Origin of the sequence: Actinoalloteichus sp. GBA129-24 (assembly GCF_001941645.1) — a bacterium.
Taxonomy (GTDB): domain Bacteria; phylum Actinomycetota; class Actinomycetes; order Mycobacteriales; family Pseudonocardiaceae; genus Actinoalloteichus_A; species Actinoalloteichus_A fjordicus.
Genome location: NZ_CP016077.1, coordinates 6821929 through 6837366 on the forward strand (window position 1 = coordinate 6821929; position 15438 = coordinate 6837366).

Annotated in this window: 14 protein-coding genes; 9 read left to right on the forward strand and 5 right to left on the reverse strand. The window is 70.1% G+C overall.

Annotation, left to right across the window (positions count from 1 at the left end; all coding sequences use genetic code 11):
* Positions 1 to 202: 202 nt before the first annotated feature.
* Both UA75_RS29250 and UA75_RS29255 read right to left on the reverse strand, forming a co-directional pair.
* Positions 203 to 1519 carry a serine/threonine-protein kinase gene (locus UA75_RS29250; protein WP_083683769.1) on the reverse strand — a complete coding sequence of 439 codons (1317 nt, stop codon included), beginning with the start codon at positions 1517 to 1519 and terminating at the stop codon, positions 203 to 205.
* A 107-nt stretch (positions 1520 to 1626) separates the two neighbouring features.
* Positions 1627 to 2265, reverse strand: a complete 639-nt coding sequence (locus UA75_RS29255; RefSeq protein WP_075742974.1) for an AIM24 family protein — start codon at positions 2263 to 2265, stop codon at positions 1627 to 1629.
* 199 nt (positions 2266 to 2464) lie between these two features.
* Between UA75_RS29255 and glp the strand changes: the two genes are divergently transcribed.
* The 8 genes from glp to UA75_RS29295 all read left to right on the forward strand — a co-directional run bounded on the left by glp (position 2465) and on the right by UA75_RS29295 (position 10230).
* Positions 2465 to 3742 carry a gephyrin-like molybdotransferase Glp gene (glp, locus tag UA75_RS29260; protein WP_075744351.1) on the forward strand — a complete coding sequence of 426 codons (1278 nt, stop codon included), beginning with the start codon at positions 2465 to 2467 and terminating at the stop codon, positions 3740 to 3742.
* A gap of 10 nt (positions 3743 to 3752) precedes the next feature.
* Complete coding sequence (locus UA75_RS29265; protein ID WP_075742975.1) at positions 3753 to 4019, forward strand: GlsB/YeaQ/YmgE family stress response membrane protein; 267 nt, start codon at positions 3753 to 3755, stop codon at positions 4017 to 4019.
* Between the two features lie 460 nt (positions 4020 to 4479).
* On the forward strand, positions 4480 to 6825 hold the full coding sequence (locus UA75_RS29270) for an AAA family ATPase (protein WP_075742976.1): 2346 nt from the start codon (positions 4480 to 4482) through the stop codon (positions 6823 to 6825).
* A gap of 202 nt (positions 6826 to 7027) precedes the next feature.
* Entirely contained in the window at positions 7028 to 8122 is a 1095-nt protein-coding gene (locus UA75_RS29275; RefSeq protein WP_198043189.1) for a quinone-dependent dihydroorotate dehydrogenase, read from the forward strand.
* Between the two features lie 281 nt (positions 8123 to 8403).
* Entirely contained in the window at positions 8404 to 8937 is a 534-nt protein-coding gene (locus UA75_RS29280) for a hypothetical protein (protein WP_075742978.1), read from the forward strand.
* 121 nt (positions 8938 to 9058) lie between these two features.
* Positions 9059 to 9433 (forward strand): hypothetical protein, encoded by a 375-nt coding sequence (locus UA75_RS29285; RefSeq protein WP_083683770.1) that lies wholly within the window; start codon positions 9059 to 9061, stop codon positions 9431 to 9433.
* Complete coding sequence (locus UA75_RS29290; protein ID WP_075742979.1) at positions 9430 to 9921, forward strand: hypothetical protein; 492 nt, start codon at positions 9430 to 9432, stop codon at positions 9919 to 9921. Before UA75_RS29285 ends, UA75_RS29290 begins: the two co-directional genes overlap by 4 nt.
* A gap of 54 nt (positions 9922 to 9975) precedes the next feature.
* Positions 9976 to 10230, forward strand: a complete 255-nt coding sequence (locus UA75_RS29295) for a hypothetical protein (protein WP_075742980.1) — start codon at positions 9976 to 9978, stop codon at positions 10228 to 10230.
* A gap of 92 nt (positions 10231 to 10322) precedes the next feature.
* Here the strand turns inward: UA75_RS29295 and UA75_RS29300 are convergent, their stop codons facing one another.
* The 3 genes from UA75_RS29300 to UA75_RS29310 are packed head-to-tail and all read right to left on the reverse strand — an operon-like array spanning position 10323 to position 13992.
* Positions 10323 to 12746, reverse strand: coding sequence for an ABC transporter permease (locus UA75_RS29300; RefSeq protein ID WP_075742981.1), 2424 nt, complete (start codon positions 12744 to 12746; stop codon positions 10323 to 10325).
* Positions 12743 to 13471 (reverse strand): ABC transporter ATP-binding protein, encoded by a 729-nt coding sequence (locus tag UA75_RS29305; RefSeq protein WP_075742982.1) that lies wholly within the window; start codon positions 13469 to 13471, stop codon positions 12743 to 12745. The genes UA75_RS29300 and UA75_RS29305 overlap by 4 nt, the downstream gene beginning before the upstream one ends.
* On the reverse strand, positions 13468 to 13992 hold the full coding sequence (locus tag UA75_RS29310; RefSeq protein ID WP_075744353.1) for a PadR family transcriptional regulator: 525 nt from the start codon (positions 13990 to 13992) through the stop codon (positions 13468 to 13470). Before UA75_RS29310 ends, UA75_RS29305 begins: the two co-directional genes overlap by 4 nt.
* 432 nt (positions 13993 to 14424) lie before the next feature.
* Between UA75_RS29310 and UA75_RS29315 the strand changes: the two genes are divergently transcribed.
* Positions 14425 to 15204, forward strand: coding sequence for an RNA polymerase sigma factor (locus tag UA75_RS29315; protein WP_075742983.1), 780 nt, complete (start codon positions 14425 to 14427; stop codon positions 15202 to 15204).
* Positions 15205 to 15438 lie beyond the last annotated feature (234 nt).

Here is a 15438-nt window from a genome sequence, read left to right on the forward strand (position 1 = left end):
GCCAGGCACGGCGCCCGCGACGGACGACCGGCACGGCAGCCCCTCAGGCAGGACTGTCGCGACTCGATCTCACCGACCCGACCTCTGGCACTCAAGTGTAATGAGTGCCAACCCGTGTTTAGCACTCCGGGGGGTCGAGTGCAAGGTGATTGATCGTCGGTCACCCGGCCGCGAGACGCATCGCACCTCGTCAGAGGAGTTCTCAGTGTTCGGCGGCGTGGTGGTGCGCTGCCTGCTCCTGACGGTCGACGACTCCGCCGACGGCGTCCGTCCGCTCCACGCCCGCCTCGGCGCGGAGCCCCTGATCGTCTGCCTCGGCGCCGTTGATCAACACGATGACGAGCACCGTGACCGCCAGCACCACCGCACCGACCAGGATCGGCAGCACCCATCTGTTGCCGCCGCCGCGCTGACCGGTGAAGCTCGCCGCCGACTGGGCGGGCGAGGGCGGGCGCAGGCGCATCGGCTCGGCCATCGGCGCGCCGCCCACGTACTGCTGGCCCGCCCCCGGCGTCGCCGGGAAGCTCTGCTGGCCCCAGGCTGCGCCCTGTGAAGTCGGACCCGGTGAAGTCAGACCCTGCGGTGCCGAACCCTGTGGTGCGGCGCCCGGCGGAAGTCCGGCGCCGGACAGCGCGGGGCGCGAGCCGGTGTCGGGCTGCGCAGGCGCGGGCGGTTGGTCGGGTCGCGGCGTCGACGCGAGCGCGGTGCGCGCGGTGGCGATCAGCTCGCGACAGTTCGCGTAGCGCTGCTTGGGGTCCTTGTTCATCCCTCGGCGCAGCACCTCGTCGATGGCGGGCGGCAACGCGACCACGGACGTGACCGAGGGCACCGGCTTGGCGAGGTGGCCCTCGATGACCTCGGAGACCTGACCCCGGTACGGCGGCCTTCCGGTCAGGCAGGCGAACAGCACACAGGCCAGCGAGTAGGCGTCGGTCCTCGGGTCGACCGGCTCTCCCCGCAGGTGCTCCGGCGCCGCGTAGGTCGGCGAGCCGAGGAAGTCGCCGCCCTGGGTGCGGTGGCCCGTCGCACCGCGCCGCGTCAGCCCGAAGTCGGCGAGGTAGACGTGCTCGCCGGAGGACTCGCGGCTGGTGACCAGGACGTTGGCCGGCTTGATGTCCAGGTGCACCAGCCCTCGACCGTTGAGCATGTCCAGCGCCTCGGCGACCTGGCCGAGCAGGTCGAGACAACGCGTGGGCGAGAGCGGACCGTCCTTGATCTTCTCGGCCAGATCGGCGCCGTCGACGAGGCGCATGGCGATGTAGAGCAGTCCGTCGACCTCGCCGAAGTCGTACAGCGGAACGACGTGCGCGTGATCGATCGCGGAGGTGTTGCGAGCCTCGTCGACGAAGCGTTCTCGGAACTCGCCGTCACCTGACAGATGCTCTGCGATCACTTTCAGCGCGACTTTGCGACCCAGGCGTTCATCGGTCGCTCGATACATCACGCTCATGCCGCCACGGCCTAGCACGCCGGTGATCCGATAATGGCCCAGACGACGTCCGGTGAGGTCCTCCGACACGCAACGCAGCCTAACGCTCGGTGTATGTGATTCGTGGGCGGTCGACGAAGCCGATCACCGCCATCGACGTGCAGCCTCGCAGAGGGCAACGGTGATACGGCCGACCGTCAGTGGCTCACCGTACGCGCGTTCCTGGTCTGAGTGAGAATCTGTGCCGGTCCGGCGAAATCCGCGACCAGTCCCTCACCGCTGCGCATCGACTGCGTTCCGGATTGGCTGAGCGCACGGACTCGCACCTGAGTCCCTTCGCGGAAGGCCGCGATGTGTCCGGTGTCCAAGGTCACCGCCTCCCCCGCCTTCAGGTTCACCACGTCCAGCATCCCGAAGCAGGCCAACAACAGCGTTCCCGCGCCGAGCGCGTGCAGCAGGAAGCCGTCGTCCGAGCCGAGCACCGCTCGCAGTAGCGGCGACTGCCCGGCGAGGCCGACGGTGGCCGACGTCGCAAGCCAGGCATCGCGATGGACGCACCAGCCGGGCGGACCCGCCAGTTCCAGCGTGTGCAGCTCCCCGGCTCTGTTCGGCGTGACGTCGACCCAGCCGCCCAGGGCAGGGGCGGCGAACTCCGCCGCAGCGGGCCCGCCGCCGAGCTGTCTGTTGGCGGGCTTGGCCGCACCGACCTTCGGCCGGACGGCCATGCCGTAGCTCGTCGCCATCATCGCCCCGACCCGGGTCCTGATCTGCTCGCCGGGGCCGAGCACGAGCCTCGCCACCCCGAACGACGGCGTGTGGCGGGTCACGACCTGCACCGCTTACCTCCTGTGTACAGCCGGTTGGGGTCCCGCGACCCGTTCACCGCGAGCAGGCCCTCGGCCCTGCGGCGTCCGGCGGGCGCGGCGACGTCGTCTCGGGTCCCGCCACGCCGACCGCACCTCGACGGCCGCAGAACCTGGCACCGGCGTCGGCCAGACAGGTCGGCTGGCAGTGTGGCATGTGGCAGACGGCAGGATGACCGGTGTGACGACGCAACCGAACCGGACGTCCGGCCTGATGCCCGTCTCCGCCCATCAGGCCGAGGTGGCGAGCCTGATGGATAGGACCGAGATTCGGCGCCGTCCGCTCATCGAGTGTCTCGGACTGGCGCTGGCCGAGGACCTGACCGCGCCGATCCCGCTGCCCCCGTTCGACAACTCCGCGATGGACGGCTATGCGGTGCACGCAGCCGACGCCGCCTCGGCAGGCGCCGAGAGCCCGGTGACGCTGCCGGTCGCCGAGGACGTCCCGGCGGGCCGGGGCGACGCGCCGCCGCTGCGATGCGGCGAGGCACACCGGATCATGACCGGGGCCCTGCTGTCCGACGGTGCAAACGCGGTGATCCCGGTGGAGTCGACTGACGCGGGCGTCGACCAGGTCACGATCTTCTCCTCGACCACGACGGGCAGACACCTGCGACGAGCGGGCGAAGACGTCGGCGTCGGAGACGTGGTGGCCAGGGCCGGTGATCGGTTGAGCCCGGCCCGGCTCGGCGTTGCGGCGGCCCTGGGCATCGCCGAGTTGTCGGTGCACCGCAGGCCCCGCGTCCTGGTGCTGTCCACCGGTTCGGAGTTGACCGAGCCGGGCAGCCCGCTGGCTCCGGGCCGGATTTACGAATCCAACGGGGTGATGCTGGCCGCTGCCGTGCTGGAGGCGGGCGGCGAGCCCACCCGACTGCGCATCGTGCCCGACGACGTCGCCGAGTTCCGGGCGGCGGTGGAGCCCCGGCTCGGCGACGTCGACCTGCTGTTGACCTCCGGCGGAGTGAGCGCGGGGGCCTATGAGGTGGTGAAGGACGCCCTGGCCGATCAGGGCGTGGAGTTCCGCAAGATCGCGATGCAGCCGGGGATGCCGCAGGGCGCCGGGCGGTATCGCGGGGTGCCCGTGGTCACGTTGCCGGGGAATCCGGTGAGCGCGCTGGTGTCCTTCGAGGTGTTCGTCCGGCCCGCGCTGTTGGCTGCGGCGGGCTTCCGCGAGGTGCTGCGGCCGAGGACGTCGGCGACGCTGGAGGGCGCCGCGCTCCGATCCCCGTCGGACAAGCGGCAGTATCGGCGAGGGCGCTATCACTTCGACACCGGTTCCGTCCGGGTGCTCGGCGCGCCCGGCTCGCATCTGCTGTCCGCGATGGCGGCATCGAACTGCCTGTTGGAGATCCCGCCCGAGACGACCATGGTGGAGCCGGGCGCCCAGGTGACGGTGTGGCTGCTCGACGAGCCGCAGAACAGTGCGGTGCCGCCGTCCGCCGGACAGTAGAGTCGGCCGCATGGGCGTGCTCTCCTGGATCTTCTTCGGTGCGATAGCGGGCTGGGCGGCCAACGTCGTGGTCGGCGGGAAGGACCGCAGACCGCAAGGCTGTCTGGTCAGTGTTCTGGTCGGCGTGGTCGGTGCGGCGTTGGGTGGGCTCGGTTATCAGTTGATCACCGGGCAGGAGATCGGCTTCCAGTTCAACTTCGCGAGTCTCGGTGTCGCCATTCTCGGCGCAATCGTGCTTCTGGTGCTGATTCGCCTGGTCAGCGGCCGACGGCATTGATCGACTTCCCGACGAGGCGATGACCGGCCGTACCGGTTCCATCACGCCTCGGCAATGATCACTAGCCGCGGTCGGGATCACCGTGAAATGATCGTGGTGAGCAGCCAGCCGAGAACATCGACCTGTCACCGCATCGTTCACTCGGGCCGGATCGTCGCCGTCGTTCATCCGACGTGGTGACCGGGGTTGCACCACCGCTGCTCGTCCGAATGTTCACCGGCCGAGAACAGGCCGTCACAGCCGAGAATGGACCGTGTGCCGTCGGGGGGTGCACGGTCCGTTTTCGGTTGTGGGCACAAGGACCCCGCCGCAGGGACATCGCCACGACGCGGCAGCCGCGCTCGGTGCGCGGCCCTCAGCTCTGCGGCAACCGGCAGGCCCGGACCCGAAGTCGCCGTCGCCGCATCGCATTCGCCCACGATGCGGCCCGCCTGCGGCCGGACGACCGTAGGGTGGACCCGTGATCACGCTGACCACGAGACTCTCGCCATCCGCGTTGGACACCCGCCGAGGCGTCGTCCGTCTGCACCGCGAGGTGCTCGACGCGCTGGGCCTGCACGCCTGGGACGCCGTCCGGCTCACCGGCGCCAGGGTGACGGCCGCGCTGGCAGCCGCCATCGAGCCGGGGACCGCGGGCAACACCGGGCCCGGTGTGGTGCTGGTCGACGACGTGACCTTGGCCAACCTCGGACTCACCGAGGGCTCCGAGGTGGTGGTGGCCCCGGTCGAGGTGAGTGCGGGCCGGTCGGTCACGGTGGCGGGCTCGCGCCTCGCGACGGCCGCGCTGTCGCCGGAGACGGTCCGACTCGCGCTCATCGGCAAGGTGATCAGCCAGGGCGACTCGGTGTCCCTGCTGCCGCAGGACCTCGCGCCGCCCGCCGGGGCGAACGTCAGTGACGCACGCCGCCGCCTCTCCGGTGCCATCGGCCTGACCTGGACGAACGAACTGCTGACCATCACCTCGGTCGATCCGCCCGGCGCGATCGCCGTGCAGCCCTCGACGGTGGTGTCCTGGCGAGCCGGTTCGGGCGCGGCCGCGGCCGCAGGCGTCGCGCAGCCGGTGGCCGCAGCCGCCGGGTTCGCCCCCGCCGGTGTCGGCTCGCCCGGCCTGCGCACGGTGCCCGCCCGGAACGGGACGTCGAGTTCGGCGGACGGGACCATCGACGGCGTCGTCGTCTCCCCGTCCGAACAGGAGTCCGGCGAACGTTCCCAACCGCCCGCGATAGCCGACCTCGTCGGCGCCCAGAGCGCGGCGAAGCTGCTGGGCGAATGGCTTCGGCTGACCATCAACCGGCCGGAGCTGCTGGCGAAGTTGGGCGCACAACCTCGGCTCGGCGTCCTGGTCACCGGTCCCGAGGGCGTCGGCAAGGCCACGCTGGTGCGGTCCGTGACCACGAGCGTGCACGCCGATCTCGTCGAGCTGGCCGCCCCGAGCGTCGTCGCGATCGAGGCAGGCGCGGCCTCGCAGCTGGTGCACGACGCGACGGCGGCGGTCCGTGCTGCGGCGCAGCAGGGCAGGTCGGTGGTGCTGCTGCTCACCGACGCGGAGTCGCTGCTGCCCGCGACCGACCCGCCGCCGCTGGCGACGGTCGTCCTCGACGCGCTCCGAGGCATCAGCGGGCTTCCCAAGGTGACGCTCATCGCGACGAGCTCCCATCCCGAGTCGGTCGACCCCCGGCTGCGGGCGGCCGACCTGCTCGACCGCGAACTGAGCCTCGCGCCACCCGACGCGCGCACCAGGACCGAACTGCTGCGGATGCTGCTGCGGGACGTCCCCTCGTCCGACGACGTCGACCTGTCGGTGATCGCCGAACGCACCCCGGGGTTCGTGGCGGCCGACCTGGTCGCCCTGCGCCGAGACGCGGCGGTGCAGGCTGCGCTGCGGCACCCGGAGGCCGACTCCGGCGAGGACGACGGGCCGCGCATCGAGCAGCAGGACCTGCTCGACGCCCTGCGCACGGTCCGCCCCATCGCGATGTCCACCACCGACTCGCTCCAGACCGGCGGTCTGACCCTGGACGACGTCGGGGACATGGCCGAGACCAAGCAGTCGCTGACCGAGGCGGTCCTCTGGCCGTTGCAGTACCCGGACTCCTTCGCCCGGCTCGGGGTGCGGCCGCCGCGCGGCGTGCTGCTGTACGGGCCGCCCGGGTGCGGGAAGACCTTCCTCGTCCGGGCGTTGGCGGGCACCGGGGCGCTCAACGTGCTGTCCGTCAAGGGCGCCGAGCTGCTGGACAAGTGGGTGGGCGAGTCGGAACGAGCCGTGCGCGAGCTGTTCCACCGCGCGGCCGAGGCGGCCCCGGCGCTGGTGTTCCTCGACGAGGTCGACGCACTGGCCCCGCGCCGAGGGCAGTCGGGAGACAGCGGGGTGGCCGACCGGGTGGTGGCGGCGCTGCTGACCGAGATCGACGGTGTGGAGCCGATGCGGGAGGTCGTGGTCGTCGCGGCGACGAACCGGCCCGAGCTGATCGACCCGGCGCTGCTGCGACCCGGCAGACTGGAGCGCCTGGTCTACGTGCCGCCGCCGGACGCCGACGCGCGAACGGCCATCCTCGAGTCGGCGGCGAAGAACACGCCGTTGGCCGAGGACGTCGACCTCACGGCGCTCGCGGCCGGGCTGTCGGGATACTCGGCGGCGGACTGCACGGCGTTGATCCGCGAGGCCGCTTTGACGGCGATGCGCGAGGACCTCGCGGCCGCCGAGGTGACCTCGGCGCATCTGGACACGGCGCGCCAAGGCGTCCGCCCCTCGCTGGACCCGGCTCAGCTCGCCTCGCTGGAGGCGTACGCCGCAGCGCAGCACTGAGAGCCTGTCTTTGATCCCCACTGTCCTGTTGCGCGGGGCCAGGGGACCAAAGACAGGCTCTGAGACCGCAGGCCCGGCCGACCCGGTGGGCGTGGCCCGTTCGACTGCGCCGTCGCAGCGGCGGCGCAGCCCGACGGATCCACGCCCGTCGGCAGGCCGGGTCGATCCGAGGCGCCCGCCACCGGGTAGCGTCCTCGGATTGATGTACCGAGTCCTGTATTCCCTGGTCCTGAGCCGAGTGCCCGCCGAGGCGGCCCACCGGCTGAGTTTCGGTGCGCTGCGGATACTGGCGGCCGTGCCCGGCGTCCGTGCGCTGCTGCGTCGGTGGCTGTCGCCCCGTGATCCCGCATTGCGGGTCCGCGCCCTCGGCCTCGACCTGCCCGGCCCGCTCGGCCTGGCGGCAGGCTTCGACAAGGACGGGCGAGGAGCCGACGCGCTGGGCGCGCTGGGCTTCGGATTCGTCGAGATCGGCACGGTGACCGGACAGGCCCAGCCGGGCAATCCCGAACCCCGGCTGTTCCGTCTCCCGGCGGATCGAGCACTGGTGAACCGGATGGGCTTCAACAACGCGGGCTCCGACGTCGCGGCAGGCACCCTTCGCCGCAGGCCGACGCCACACGAGACGGTCGTCGGCGTCAACATCGGCAAGACCAAGGTCGTCGAGGAGGCCGAGGCCGCCGCCGACTACGTGCGCAGCGCGCAACGCCTCGGGGGCCTCGCGGATTACGTCGTCGTCAACGTCAGTTCGCCGAACACACCGGGCCTGCGGAACCTCCAGGCGGTGGAGCAACTGCGTCCGCTGCTGATCGCCGTGCGCACCGCGCTGGACGAGACGACTCGGCGCCGAGTCCCGTTGCTGGTGAAGATCGCCCCGGACCTGTCCGACACCGACGTCGACGCGGTGGCCGAACTGGCGTTGGAACTAGGCCTGGACGGGATCATCGCCACCAACACGACCATCTCGCGGGAGGGCCTGCGGACCGCCGAGGCCGAGGTCGCGAGGCTGGGCGCAGGCGGTCTCTCCGGGGCGCCGGTCAAGGCCCGATCCCTTGCGGTGCTGCGCAGGCTCCGGGCGAAGGTCGGCGATCGACTGGTGTTGATCGCCGTGGGCGGCATCGAGACCGCCGACGACGTCTGGGAGCGCATCACCGCCGGAGCGACGCTGGCGCAGTCCTACACCGGGTTGATCTACGGCGGCCCGCTGTGGCCGCGTCGGATCCACCGGGACCTGGCCAGGAAGGTGCGGGCGGCCGGGCTGGCGAGCATCGGCGACGCGGTGGGGACGGACCGGGGCTGAGGCGGCTGAAGCCGATCCCGGGGAGCTGATCGGCTGACGTTGATCGGCCCGCGTCGACGCGCAGGCACGGTCGTCTCGGTGCTGATCGTCGCGGTGCCGATCGTCTAGCGAGCGACTCTCCCCGACAGCACGTCGGGCTTCGGGGTGTCTCCTCACCCGTCCGGGTGCAGTTCCTTGACGGTCTCCGCAACGGGCCAGCCACCATGGATCACTGACCGTGATCACCAAGGGGGCGACCCTGTGACCGTGCCGCCACCGCCGCCGAGGCCCGGACGGCGCCCATGACCTCTATGCCCGAGGTCATCGCCCGACTCCGCGCCGCCCTCACCGGCCTACGACCCGACGAACTCCGCGAGATCCACCACCACCTCACCGACAACCTCCAACCTCTCCTCACCCAACTCGCCACCGAGACCACCAACCCCGACCTCGCCGCCACCCCCGAACTCCTCGCGAACGCCCTCACCGCCATCGGCAACGCCGCCGACCTCTACGACCACGCCACCCACCTCACCCACTCCTACATCGCCGACCACGACACCGAACCCGCAATCTCCGTCGCCGCAACGGGCCGGACGACGGAGTCCGCACCACCGCACGAGAAGGCCGCCCCGGCCCAACCAGGCCGCTGGAAGGGCAAGACCGCCACGGAACATGCTCGGACCAATGGCGAGGACATCGGTCGAAAGGCGCCTGGATCCAAGAAGTACGCGACGCGGGAGGTACGTAGCGTGGCAGAGCTTGACGAGATATTTATGGAGCTTTCCCGCAGCGGTGAGAAAATTGACCTCCCCCACCTACAAGGGGGACGATGACAAGGCTTCCCGACGGGACCAAGATCGGTTACCGAACCAAGGCTTCGACATCGCCCGACCCAACGATTGACATCACGACAGAAAAGATGGAGAAGTTGAAGATCCATGTCAACCGGGAGAAATGGTGTTTGTAATCAACGATGAAATTCTCGAAGGGGTCATGGAAGTCGTCGAGGACGACTACCTCGACATGACTGACATCATGTCGCTCCTCCGCGAGCAGACCGACGACGTTCCCTCCCTGCTACGCATCGCCGCCATCGTCGCCGAGCATGTAGTCATCACCGGCAGAGTCGTACCAGGCGACCTCACCGACGAAGGCCTCATCCCCTGGCCGACCTCACCCCGAGACTCGGCCGCGCGAATAGTCGCGGAAGCGAATTCCCAAGCCGACGAAGAACGGGAGGTGTATCCGGGAGATATCGCCTGGTTTGACCTGCCCCGACGTGTCGCGGCCAGAGCGGCAGGAGACGATCCTGCTGCGCCGCGCGCGTGACCTCTTCTCAACTGACTCCCGACCACACAGTCGAACAGCTCCATCGACCCGACATCGATATCAACACCGCCACTGGCAAGCTCAAAATCCACGTGGATATGGACAATCGGGAGCCCACTAGGATGATCGACAGCGAGATAATCGAGGGCGTCATGGAGGCCGCCGAGGACGACTACCTGGACCTGACCGATATCATGCATTTCACCCATCGCCTGACCGCCAGCCAAGCTGAGGCGCTACGAATGGCAGCGGCCATCGCGAGCCACCTTATTCGCGCTGGCCGGATAACGCCGGGAGACCTGACCGACGACGGCCTCGTTCCCTGGCAGATGTCACCGGAAGAATCCGCGCAACGCATCACCGCCGAAGCCGAATCCTGGGACGAACCGAACAGAATCGTCTACCCCGGCGAGATCGCCTGGTTCGACCTCCCCTGGCGTATCGCGGCGAGAGCGGCAGGAGAGGACCCTGCGGCGCCCCGCACGTGACGACCCCGCCCACTGACTCCCGACCGCAGGAACAACACGCGAACAGGTGGTCTCATGCACTCCGCCGGTTACCTTCTCGATCGGCTGACGACCGTGGCCTCGGACCTGCCGGTTCCCCGATTGACGGCGAACCGGACGGCAGGCGTCGGCGCCGCTGCGGAGCTTCGCGAGGCCTGGCAGGGCAGTGTGGACGAACGGGCGTGGGAAGCCGTCGGTGCACTGAGCCGGGCGGCCGAGGAGTTGGAGTCCGCGTTCCTGCTCCTGGTTCGGCTCGACGAGTCCGTGCGGGCCTATGCCACGGTCCTCTGACCAGAGTCGACACCGCCTGCCGCAGCAGCCCCCACGCCCAGGACCGGGGCCCGACCCACCAGACCTGGCGGGCCGGGCCATCGCGGTAGGGACTACTCCGTCCGCAGCTCTTCCGGCCGAGTTGCCCGCCGCAGGCTGGACAGCGTGCACAGGGTCACGATCACCGTGACGATCAGGGCGGCCAAGGCCATCAAGCCGATTCCCGTCAGGCTGAATCGCGGAACCTGCTCAGAGGGCAGGAGTGTCAGCACCGCCATCGTGACCCCGATCACCGCTGCGATCACCAGCCCGGCCGCCACCGGGATCACCGTCTGCAGCAGCACGGAGATCGCCAGGGTTCGGCGCGGCGCTCCTACTGCGGAGATCACCGCCAACGGCCTCCGTCGCTCCCCGATCTGCTCGATCGCCACCACCAGCAGGCTGCTGCCGATCAGGGAGAAGGTCAGCACTCCGGCCACCAGTAGCGCAAGCAGAATGGTGTCGAGCGTCTGCTGTTCCGCACTGACGCTCGTCGTGGGCAGCGCCCGGCCGAGGTCGGCGACCTGCGCGAGGGCATCGACATCGGACACCGCGATGAGGGCCGCCTCGGCGGCGTCACGGTCAGTGGGGTCGACGGCGATGATCAGACGTTGGTGGAGGAGGTCCAGGGGAGGCAGTTCCCCTGCCGCCTCGGGAGTGAGCAGTACTGCAGGGGCATCGTAGTCCATCCAGAAAAAGCGTTCCTGACTCCAGGGGATCGATTGTGCATCCGCCGGAATGGTGAATTCCGAGCGCCCGTAGTCCGGGTTGTTCTCCGCCTGGAAATGCTCCCCCACGATCGGCGCAACCCCGTCAGGACGGTCCTGACCTTCCTGGTCAGTCAAGACGAAGGAATCCCCCGGCTCGCAGAAGGGCAGGGCGTTCAGCTTCGCGAGCTGCTCGCAGTCGGCGACGACAGCCTGGTCCCGTCGCTGATATCCACCAACGTCCTGCATCAGGTTGATCGTCCAGCCGACGAACATGTCGTCGACGGCAGGTTCGGCTGCTAAGGCGGCGACCAGGTCCTGAAAGCTGGGTTCGGTGGAGTCGTCAAGGTCCGAGTACACGGAGAAGAGCCCTCGTTCACTCTGGGGAATCAGATGATCCGAGTGATCAGCGGATTCGAGCCGCTCGGCGCGGGCCGCCTCGTTCGCGCGGACCTCCGCCTGCGAGGTGGCCACGATCGTCTGTAATCCGATCATGCCTGCCAGGATCACCGCGACTCCGCTGACTGCGCGGGCCGCCGTGCCGGAATCCAGCTGAAGCCTGCGCACCGCGAGCTGCCAGGGCAGCGGGCCTCCGCGCAGCCGGGCGACCGCCCGCTCCACCAGCCAGGGAAGCAGGGCGGGCACCCCGATGAGCAACAACGCCACGGACAGGCTGAAGAGCGCCGCCGACTCGACCGAATCGGACGCCCATCGAGGGTTGGCGTAGACCATGCCGACCGCGCCTGCGACGACCGGCACGAGGCGCCACCAGAGCCTCCGGCGGACGGGCCGGGTCCGGCGGACCACCCCCAACGGTTCGATGACCGTCCGCCGCATCGCCGCGACGGCCGTCGTCACCGCGACGGCAGGCAGCCCGATGACGATGGCGAGCACCGCCCACCAGGCGGGGACCAGGTCCGAGGCGAAGACCCCGAACTCCAGGATGCTGATCTGCTCCAGCAGAACGCGAGCAGGGAAGAACGCCAGGAAGCCGACGATCAACCCGCCGACGGCGCCGAGGAGTGCTTCGCCTGCTGCGATCCGCCGGACCTGCCCGGCGTCCGCGCCGACGAGACGCAGCGCCGCCAGCCGTCGGTCGCGGGCGGCCTCGGCCAGTCGGGTGCTGCTCGCCACGAACACGACGACGGGCACCACCATGACGGCGACGCCGACCAGCAGGATGATCATCGCCGTCGGTGTGATCTGACCGAAGCCGACCCAGCCGTCGAGATTGAATCCACGCACAGCGGTGTCGGGACTGCGGTCGCTGAGCTGATCGGTGCCGACGTAGGCGATGACCTCATGCGGGTCCAGCAGGCCGTCGCGGCCGATCACGCCGACGACCTCGTCGCCGAGACGCCGGCTCAGTCCCGCGCCGTCCGGCGAGTTCAGCAGTTCGGCGAGGGCGGGCGAGGCGACGATCTCACCCGGTCCGGGAAGCCGTTCGACTCCGGGCGGCGGCTCCGGGCTGTTTCCGGCGACGTCGACGAAGAAGGCTCGAAACTGTGTTCCACCGTGGTCGATGTGGTTCTCATAGATGTGAAGCGCCGTGCTGGGATCGGTGATCTCGAAGCCTCGGTCGGCCGCCCGTGCGGACTCCCGCGCGGCACGCTGCTCGACCACCGAGCCCGCCGAGGCCAGCAGTAACAGCACCGCCACGCCGAGGCCCGCGCCGATCGCGGTCAGCGAGATGCGGCCCCAGGGGGTCCGACTGCCCCCGACAGCCAGTCGGACCCCCAGGGCCAGGTCTTGGGCCCATCGGCGCAGCACGCCGCGTCGGTCACCGTTCATCGGGCGAACTCCTCCGCCTTGATCTCCCCCGACCGGGTCATGCCGTCGCGGACGATGACCTCGCGGTCGGCGAAGGCGGCGACGGTGGGTTCGTGGGTCACCAGCACCACGGCGGCGTCGGTCTCCCGTGCCGTCTCGGTGAGCAGGGTCATGACCTGCTCGCCCTGCAACGTGTCGAGCGCGCCGGTCGGCTCGTCGGCGAAGATCACCTTCGGACGCGCGACCAGCGCCCGTGCGATCGCCACCCGCTGCCCCTGGCCGCCGGAGATCTCACCGGGCCGGTGGTCGGCGATGTGTGCGACGTCGAGACGGTCGAGCCACCCCTTGGCGTCGACGGCGGCCTGTCTGCCCTTGACACCGCACAGCCGCAGCGGCAGCGCCACGTTCTCGACGATCGACAGCTCCGGCACGAGCTGCCCGAACTGGAAGACGAAGCCGAACTCGCTGCGCCGCAGCGCGCTGCGCTCGACGTCGGTCATCGCGGTCACCTCACGCCCGGCGAAGGTCACCGACCCGGACTTCGGGCTGAGAATGCCCGCCAGGCAGTGCAGCAGGGTGGACTTGCCGGAACCGGACGTGCCCATCACGGCGACGATCTCGCCGGGACAGACCGACAGCCCCGCTCCCCGCAGGGCACGGGTCTGGCCGAAGTCCAGGTGCAGGTCGGCGCCGGTGAGGATCGGTGCACCCGAGGTCGAATCGGGCTGGTCGGACGCGGTGGTCATGACTGAATCTCCTTGGCCAGCGGCCCGAGACGGGAAGCGGCGAGGTCGAGCCACTTCAGGTCGGCTTCAAGGTGCAGGAGCGCGAAGTCGAGGACGATGTGGTCCGTGACCTCCGCGCCGCGCTTCCGGCGGGTGAGGTCGCGCATCACCGCCAGGTGAGCGGCCCGCTGCGCGTCCAGCAGAAGGGTGGCGTCCCGCCCGGACATCAGGGCGAGGACGACCTTGGTGTAGAGCTTGTTCTGGAGATAGGAGTCCGGCTTCTCCGGCGTCTCCAACCAGGCGGTGACCTGCGCCAGGCCCGCCTCGGTAATGGCGTAGCGCTTACGTTCCGGCCCGTCGCCCGCCTCGATGCCGTCGATCTCCACCAGGCCGTCGCGGAGCAGCCGCGCGAGGGTCGAGTAGACCTGCCCGTAGTGCAGCGCACGGTCCCGACCGAAGCGTTCGTCATAAGCGCGCTTGAGGTCGTACCCGTGCCTCGGCCCGTTCTCGAGCAACCCGAGAAGGGTCTGGCTGATTGACATGGTCACACAGTACACCGGGTGTATACACCTGAGCTATACACCCGGTGTTCTTTGCGCGGCCCGCGCCGAGGACGAAGGCAGGCACCCGCCTCAGCAGGCGTAAAGGCAGCAGCACTGCCCGGCCGGATCGGCATCGACGCGGCAGCCTCGGGAAGGCTCCGCCACCAGGACTCGCGCACCGATCGCCACCACTCGCGCGTGCTCGACGATCAGGTCGTCCGCCTCGACTCCTGACGGGAGACCCCTCGACACATGACGGCGGTCAGTCGTGCGGTGGACCGGCGGCACGCGGGCAGCCATCACCCGGCCCAGTGATCCGCACGCGGGCGCCGCTCACCCCTTCGGGCGTTCTCAGTCGATCAACGGAGCCCGTCCCACCTGCGAAGGCTCCAAGCGCGGACTCAGCGGACGACGACATCGGAGGTAGGAGACGTGCGACCCCACTCATCGACGGGAGACGTCGAGCGGCTGGTGCTGCGTGCCATGGACGGCGACCGGACGGCCTGGCAGGACCTGGTTCGGCGCTACTCGCGACTGATCTGGGCGGTCGCCAGAGCACACCGACTGCCCAACGCCGATGCCATGGACGTCTGCCAGGCCACCTGGCTGCGGCTCACCGAACGGCTGGCCTCGTTGCGGGAGCCGAAGAAGCTCCCCGGCTGGCTCATGACCACGGCCCGCCGCGAGTCACTGCGCATGGTGGCCCTGCGACGTCGCGAACAGACCTGGGAAGAACACCCCGCAGAGCCGAGACAGGCCGATCGGCCGATGGAGGAGACGCCGGAGAACGTCGTCCTGCTCGCCGAACAGGACCGCGCGCTGTGGCAGGCGTTCAACAGGCTGCCCGCCCGATGCCGCAGGCTGCTGCGCGCGATGGCCTTTCATCCCGACTGGACGTACGCCCAGGTCGGGGAGGCGATGAACATGCCTGCCAACAGCGTCGGTCCGACCAGGAACCGGTGTCTCGCCCGGCTTCGCGCGCTGGTGGGCCCGGCCACTGCACGGTCGGCCCGCTCGAGCGAGTCTGCGGCAGGAGGGCGGGTCCCCCACCGCGACGCAGCTGCTCCCGGGGACGCAGGCGAAGGACGTCCCGGTCTCGTCCGACACGACGACCCGGCGCCCGCCCCCGATGCGGCCCGGACCGCCGTCGGCCTCGGAGCACCGGGACCGGGATCAGGCCCCGTCGCGCCCGACACGGTGCGGTCCGAGTGAACGAGGGCGATCAGGGCCTGCTGAGCAGACTCGCCGCCCTCTTCGACGAGCTGGACCCGCCGCCGCCCTCGGTAGGTCGTCGGGCAGCGGCCGCCTTCTCCCTCGTCGGCCTGCGGCGGCAGGCAGGCCGCGCACCTGCCAAGTCGCCGGTCCCGAGCAGGCAGGCGGCCGACACCCGGTCGAGCCAGCGAGCCGCCGATCCGGCCGCGCCTGCGGTCGTCGGGCACCACCCGG

What these genes read in the sequence shown, in the direction of transcription:
- UA75_RS29285 (WP_083683770.1), top strand. Translation starts at nt 9,059, where the DNA reads ATGGTGTTTGTAATCAACGATGAAATTCTCGAAGGGGTCATGGAAGTC.
- UA75_RS29280 (WP_075742978.1), top strand. Translation starts at nt 8,404, where the DNA reads ATGACCTCTATGCCCGAGGTCATCGCCCGACTCCGCGCCGCCCTCACC.
- UA75_RS29265 (WP_075742975.1), top strand. Translation starts at nt 3,753, where the DNA reads ATGGGCGTGCTCTCCTGGATCTTCTTCGGTGCGATAGCGGGCTGGGCG.
- UA75_RS29295 (WP_075742980.1), top strand. Translation starts at nt 9,976, where the DNA reads ATGCACTCCGCCGGTTACCTTCTCGATCGGCTGACGACCGTGGCCTCG.
- UA75_RS29275 (WP_198043189.1), top strand. Translation starts at nt 7,028, where the DNA reads ATGTACCGAGTCCTGTATTCCCTGGTCCTGAGCCGAGTGCCCGCCGAG.
- glp (WP_075744351.1), top strand. Translation starts at nt 2,465, where the DNA reads ATGACCGGTGTGACGACGCAACCGAACCGGACGTCCGGCCTGATGCCC.
- UA75_RS29300 (WP_075742981.1), bottom strand. Translation starts at nt 12,746, where the DNA reads ATGAACGGTGACCGACGCGGCGTGCTGCGCCGATGGGCCCAAGACCTG.
- UA75_RS29305 (WP_075742982.1), bottom strand. Translation starts at nt 13,471, where the DNA reads ATGACCACCGCGTCCGACCAGCCCGATTCGACCTCGGGTGCACCGATC.
- UA75_RS29310 (WP_075744353.1), bottom strand. Translation starts at nt 13,992, where the DNA reads ATGTCAATCAGCCAGACCCTTCTCGGGTTGCTCGAGAACGGGCCGAGG.